Origin of the sequence: Mesorhizobium sp. M2A.F.Ca.ET.037.01.1.1 (genome assembly GCF_003998075.1) — a bacterium.
Lineage (GTDB): Bacteria > Pseudomonadota > Alphaproteobacteria > Rhizobiales > Rhizobiaceae > Mesorhizobium.
Window position 1 is genome coordinate 1 of the sequence record NZ_RZSA01000331.1, and the last position, 6,252, is coordinate 6,252.

The following is a 6,252-nucleotide window of genomic DNA, read 5'->3' on the forward strand; positions in this document are numbered from 1 at the left end:
GAAGCCGGCGGCAAAGGCCAGCAGCGCGAAGATGTTGCGCGTCGCCTCCGGGATCGCCGGGCTGAAGAAGGTCGAGCCGATGAAGGCGGCCAGCGAACCGTAGAGATAGAAATCGTACCATTCGAAAACGGTGCCGAGCGATGAGGCGAAGATGACTTTCTTCTCCTCCCGCGTCATACCGCGGCTGGTTCCGCCGGCGGCCGATGCCATTGCCATTTGAATATCCTCCCGTGAGATCCCGTCTGTCCTCGATGGCTGCGCGCCGCACTCCTCCGAACGCAGACTCAAAAACGCAGCCAACAAAGCAAAAAATGACAGAAATGACGGCCGAAAGGCACCGCGACGATGGGATTATGACTTTGGTATTAGGTGCGGTGCGGGAGCGGCGCAGTGCCGGGAGCGGTTCATTTCCAGCGTTAGGCAACCAATCCGACGCACATCCTCTTTGAAAGGAGCGTTTTTCTCAGTATCCACGTGAAGCGTACGCCGTAGCCTTAACGATCGAGCGCCAACGTCTCGTCGTTGATTATCCCAAGACGGGCTTCAATCATTGCTATCTCGTCGGGCGAGGCGGCACCAGACGCCTCTATCTCCATGAAGAGTTGCTCGAAGCCGCCCGGCGTTACTATTGCGAACATCTGCCCGGGCTCGTCGCCAATGTTGCGCCAGCTGTGACGCACGTAAGGGGGCAGAACGACGACAGTGCCTGGAGGGGCATCGAATTCTTCGTCACCGCACTGGAAAACGATAAGTCCCGCAAACCACCCTAAAAAACCTCTGTCTCGCGCGTGTGAGTGTGAGGGGGTCGGGCCTTTCCCAGGGAGAGTGAAAGTTTCCCACATTCCGAATGCGCCGTTGGTCTCGGCGGCAGTGGCATGGACGACTACCTTCGCACCATGTGGCGCTTTGGCGAGGCGCTCGCTGCCCGGCGTGGAGATAACTGCTTTCTGAAAGTCCGACATGACCGCCCCCACTGGTTGAGTGGGGAACAATAGCATGGGATCGATTGCTGGTTCAGCCATTGGTGGCAGAGCAGCATTCCGCACGAAAAACCCCTGCGCCCATTTCTGGCTTCTAGGCCTTCAGTGCCTCAAGCAGGCTGACCGCCGCCAGCATGTCGCGTTTGCGGGCCGAGCGGCGCGCGACTGCCTCCGCGTCCTGGCCCCAGTGCTCGATCTGCCAGTCCTCGTCGACATGGGCCGCTGCCCAAGCTTCCTCGGCGTCCAACTCGCCGAAATCCACGGCCAGCGCCAGCAGCGCCGAGCCGGTCAGCGCCGTCATAACATGGATGGCGGCCAGCCGCATCGGCTCCGAGCGTTGGCCAAGATGCGCGCCAAGGATGGCGATGGCTTCGCGCGGCTGCTCGACATGGATGACGCCTTCGGCAAGATTGAAGCGCGCGCCGAGGCTGCCGCGTGCCCAGTCCAGCACCGGATCCCACAGCTTGTTCTGACGATCGACCAGGCCTTGCGGACCGTCGGCACGGTAGCAAAGCAGATCTGACGAAGCGAAGCGCAGCACATCCTCCAGCACCGCCTGCGGATCGGAGGCGACACCGTCTATGGCGGTGTTGACAAGGCGCATGACCGGCATGGTCACGGGATCGATGACCTCGCCCTGGGCGCTGAATTCGTCGGCCACGAGTGCCGCAGCCCTTTCGGTTGGCAGCACCATCACGGCCTTGCCCGGCGTGCGCACCGGACGGCCGTCGAGATGAACGGTAAAGCCGTTTTCCACCGGGACAACCGAAACCGCCTTGTAGAAACGCTTCGGCAGCGGCGTCTTCATCTGGATCTGGGCGCGGCGCACGGGATCGGGATCGGAAAGCAGTTTTCCAGCTTCGAGGTCTTCGAGGATGTCGCGCATGTCGAACTCCCTAAACTGTTGGCTGCCTGCGCGCCGGCCGGTTGACGATGATGAGACCGGCGGCGATCAGGGCCAGAGCCAGGAATATCCTGGTCGTCGGCGCTTCACCAAGGACCACCGCGCCGCACAAGACGCCGAACACCGGCGACAGGAAGGCGAAGCTCGACAGACCGGACGCGGGGTAGCGCCGAAGCAGCCAGAACCACAATACATAGGTGAAGGCGACGATATAGAAAGACTGGAAGAGCAGCGCCAACGTCGGCAAGGTTGCAACCGCGCGAATGGGCGGGCCGGCCAAGGGCATCACCAGGACACCGACTATCGCCGCGCCGGCCAGTTGGTAGAGCAGCAGTTTCTCGGCGCTGGTCGCCACCAGTTTCGAGCGCTTGATGACGATGCTGGTCGCCGCCCACAGGACGCCGGAACCAAGGCTGAGCAGATCCCCCAGAAGGGTCGTGTCGCTGCCCGCGACAATGCCGTCCGAGAACACGGCCACCAGGCCGCAGAAGGCCAGGACAAGCCCACCGAGCTTGCGCGCGTTGATGCGCTCGCCGAGCAGGAAATGACCGCCGATCAGCACCCAGAACGGCATGGTGTTGACCAGCAGCGTGTTGCGGGCGACGGTCGTGTATTCGAGGCCGATATAGAGGCACAGGAACTCGATACCGAAAAACACGCCGACGACGACGCCGGCGGCCAGCGTCCCATCCGCTTCGAACAGGTTGATGCCGCGCAGCCGGCACCAGCCAAGCACGCAGGCTCCCCCGATGAGCGAACGTGCGATCGAGACGAAGACAGGGTCGTAGCCTGCGTAGGAGATCTTGGCCGCGACGTAGTTCAGTCCCCACGAGAAGGTCAGCCCGACCATGATGGCCGCTGCCGCCATGTCGACCGCGTCGCGGCGATCCAGTGCGGGCGCAACGGTCAATCTAGTCCTCCGCGCTCTGTTCGTCGAAGCCGAGCAGGTTCCAGCTCTGGCGCATATGGGGCGGCATCGGCGCCGTCACATCGATGACGCCCTGGTCCGGATGCGGGATGACGATGCGGCGGGCGTGCAGATGCAGGCGGTTCTGGATGCCCCCCGGGAATTCCCAGTTGGTATCGGCCTCGAAATATTTCGGGTCGCCGATGATCGGGCAGCCGATATGGGCGGCGTGGACGCGCAGCTGGTGCGTGCGGCCGGTATAGGGCTCCATCTCCAGCCAGGACAGCGACTGCGCCGCCTGCTCGACGACGCGATAGTAGGAAACGGCATGGTCGGCGCCCTTCTCGCCATGCTTGGCGATGCGCACGCGGTCACCATCCGGTGTCGCCTCCTTGACCAGCCAGTCGAGATCTTATCCTCGCGCTTGGGCGGCACGCCCTTGACCAGCGCCCAGTAGGTCTTCTTGGTCTCTCGCGCCCGGAACGCCTCCGAGAGCTTCATCGCGGCAAGACGCGTGCGGGCAACCACCAGCACGCCGGAGGTGTCGCGGTCGAGGCGGTGGACGAGGCGCGGCTTCTCGCCCTTCTGGTTGCGCCAGGCCTCCAGCATGTCGTCGACATTGCGGGTGACGCCCGAGCCGCCCTGCACCGCTAGGCCGGCCGGCTTGTTGAAGACGAAGACCTTCGGATCCTCGTGCAGAAGCATCTTGGCGAGCACGTCGGCATCGCCCTGGTTGCGGATCGAGTGGCCGGTAAGCGGCGCATCGCCTTTCTTGTCGATGTCGAGCGGCGGTATACGCACCGTCTGGCCAGGCTCTACGCGCGTGTCCGCCTTCGCCCTGCCGCCGTCGATGCGGATCTGGCCCGAGCGCAACAGCTTCTGCAGGTGGCCAAAGCCTAGGCCCGGATAATGGACCTTGAACCAGCGGTCGAGCCGCATGCCCGCCTCGCCGGCCTCCACCGTGATCTGTTCTACACCTGCCATGGATACGCTTTTCCGTTTGAAAGCGGCGCCATAGCACTAAGGCGAACAGGTTGCGAGCCAAAGACCCAACAAAGCGCGACGATTACCCCAATCGCGGCCGATGGCGGGCTGGTCTGCTCGCTCAGTCGGCGGAAGATGACGGCGATACCGCGCAGACCGTCGAGCGCGTCAGGAAGCGCTTCTCGCGGCCATTGTCGAGCGAGAACATGCCGCCCCTGCCCTTCACCACGTCGATGATCAGGTCGGTGTGCTTCCAAACTTCATATTGCGAGGCGCTGATATAGACCGGCGTGTCGCCGATCTCGCCGAGCTTGACGTCATTGTCGCCGATCATGAACTCGCCGCGCGCATAGCACATCGGCGAGGATCCGTCGCAGCAGCCGCCGGACTGGTGAAAGAGCACCGGCCCGTGGTCGGCGATGATTTCGGCCAGCAGCGCCTTGGCCGTCGCCGTGGCCGAGACTTTGCCCAATGAAGCCCTGTCCATGGCAATCCTCCTATGTCGAAGGGAGGGCGCCGTCCGCGGCGCCCTCCCTTCCCCTTCGCCCTGGGAGGATCAGAAGAAGCCGAGCTTCTTCGGGCTGTAGCTGACCAGCATGTTCTTGGTCTGCTGGTAGTGGTCGAGCATCATCTTGTGCGTCTCGCGGCCGATGCCGGACTGCTTGTAGCCGCCGAAGGCGGCATGCGCCGGATAGGCGTGATAGCAGTTGGTCCAGACGCGGCCTGCCTGGATCGCGCGGCCGAAGCGGTAGCAGCGGTTCGCGTCGCGGCTCCAGATGCCGGCGCCGAGGCCGTACAGCGTGTCGTTGGCGATCGACAGCGCCTCGTCGTCGTCCTTGAAGGTCGTCACCGACACCACCGGCCCGAAGATTTCTTCCTGGAAGATGCGCATCTTGTTGTGACCCTTGAAGACCGTCGGCTTCACGTAATAGCCGCCGGCCAGGTCGCCCGGCAGGTGGTTCTGCTCGCCGCCGGTCAGCACCTGGGCTCCCTCCTGGCGACCGATATCGAAGTAGGAGAGGATCTTTGCCAGCTGCTCGCTCGAAGCCTGCGCGCCAATCATGGTGGCCGGATCGAGCGGATCGCCCTGCACAATCGCCTCGACGCGCTTCAGCGCGCGCTCCATGAACTTGTCGTAGATCTTCTCATGCACCAGCGCGCGGCTCGGGCACGTGCAGACCTCGCCCTGGTTGAGCGCGAACATGACGAAGCCCTCGATCGCCTTGTCGAAGAAATCGTCATCCTCGGCAACGACGTCCTGGAAGAAGATGTTGGGCGACTTGCCGCCGAGTTCCAGCGTCACCGGGATGAGGTTCTGCGAGGCATACTGCATGATCAGGCGGCCGGTCGTCGTCTCGCCGGTGAAGGCGATCTTGGCGATGCGGTTCGACGATGCCAGCGGCTTGCCGGCCTCGAGGCCGAAGCCGTTGACGATGTTGAGCACGCCTTCAGGCAAAAGATCGCCGATAAGGTCGGCCCACAGCATGATGGTGGCGGCGTCTGCTCGGCCGGCTTCAGCACCACGCAATTGCCGGCGGCGAGCGCGGGCGCCAGCTTCCAGCAGGCCATCAGCAACGGGAAGTTCCAAGGAATGATCTGGCCGACGACACCCAGCGGCTCATGGAAATGATAGGCGACCGTGTCATGGTCGATCTCGGAAAGGCTGCCCTCCTGGCTGCGAAGGACGCCTGCGAAATAGCGGAAGTGGTCGATGGCCAGAGGCAGGTCCGCCGCCGTCGTCTCGCGGATCGGCTTGCCGTTGTCCCACGTTTCGGCGAGCGCCAGCAGGTCGAGATTGTCTTCCATGCGGTCCGCAATGCGATTGAGGATCAAGGCGCGGGCCGCCGGACTGGTCTTGCCCCAGGCATCCTTCGCCTTGTGCGCGGCGTCGAGCGCGGCTTCGACGTCCTGTGCGTCGGACCTTGCGATCTCGCAAAGCGGCCGGCCGGTCACCGGCGAGATGTTGTCGAAGTATCTTCCAGCATGCGGGGCGACCCAGCGGCCGCCGATGAAGTTGTCATAGCGCTTGGCGAAGGGGACCTTGGCCGCGCGTGAGAACTCAACCTTGTTCATTGTCTGCCTCCCAGCAAAAACGGCGTCACGGAATGTGGCGCGTCGCTGGAGACACTTGCGGATGCTCTTCGGCCTGTCATCCCCAGGCAAACGGATCGCGGCCGCCGAGTGTCGCAGAACTGCGACAGGTCAGGTTGCGTAAATCAATGCGGCCGGCGGATGCTGAAACGGGCGAGCTTGCGATGCAGCGTCGCGCGCGAGATGCCGAGGCTCTGCGCCGCTGCCGAGACATTGCCGCCGGTGCGCGCCATCGCGCGCTGCAGCACGCTGCGCTCGGCATCGTCGAGGTCCTCCCGGGCCCTGGCCGGGTCCCCGAGGATGTCCGCGGCGAGCAGGCCCTTGGCCAGGCCTTCCGACGTTATGCCGAGAGCAAGCCGCGCCGAGCGTGTCGCGCCGATCACAAG

At 63.8% G+C, this 6,252-nt stretch carries 5 protein-coding genes and 3 pseudogenes; all 8 read right to left on the reverse strand.

The genetic code is table 11. The annotated features are described in order from the left end of the window. Positions 1-216: pseudogene (locus EOA27_RS17585) on the reverse strand (MFS transporter); the annotation flags it as partial. Positions 217-494: 278 nt separating this feature from the next. Further along, positions 495-962 (reverse strand): cupin domain-containing protein, encoded by a 468-nt coding sequence (locus EOA27_RS17590; RefSeq protein WP_126082790.1) that lies wholly within the window; start codon positions 960-962, stop codon positions 495-497. A 112-nt stretch (positions 963-1,074) separates the two neighbouring features. Further along, the gene (locus tag EOA27_RS17595) at positions 1,075-1,866 is read right to left on the reverse strand and encodes an ATP12 family chaperone protein (RefSeq protein WP_127256789.1); all 792 of its coding nucleotides are present in this window, start codon (positions 1,864-1,866) and stop codon (positions 1,075-1,077) included. A 10-nt stretch (positions 1,867-1,876) separates the two neighbouring features. Next, positions 1,877-2,752 carry a DMT family transporter gene (locus tag EOA27_RS17600; protein ID WP_126083812.1) on the reverse strand — a complete coding sequence of 292 codons (876 nt, stop codon included), beginning with the start codon at positions 2,750-2,752 and terminating at the stop codon, positions 1,877-1,879. A 43-nt stretch (positions 2,753-2,795) separates the two neighbouring features. Continuing rightward, a pseudogene (locus EOA27_RS17605) lies at positions 2,796-3,775 on the reverse strand (RluA family pseudouridine synthase). Between the two features lie 121 nt (positions 3,776-3,896). Continuing rightward, positions 3,897-4,262, reverse strand: a complete 366-nt coding sequence (locus EOA27_RS17610; protein WP_126082792.1) for a DUF779 domain-containing protein — start codon at positions 4,260-4,262, stop codon at positions 3,897-3,899. Between the two features lie 69 nt (positions 4,263-4,331). Continuing rightward, a pseudogene (gene adh / locus EOA27_RS17615) lies at positions 4,332-5,848 on the reverse strand (aldehyde dehydrogenase). Between the two features lie 143 nt (positions 5,849-5,991). Continuing rightward, the coding region (locus EOA27_RS17620; RefSeq protein ID WP_281059435.1) for a helix-turn-helix domain-containing protein at positions 5,992-6,252 on the reverse strand (261 nt) is incomplete at its 5' end.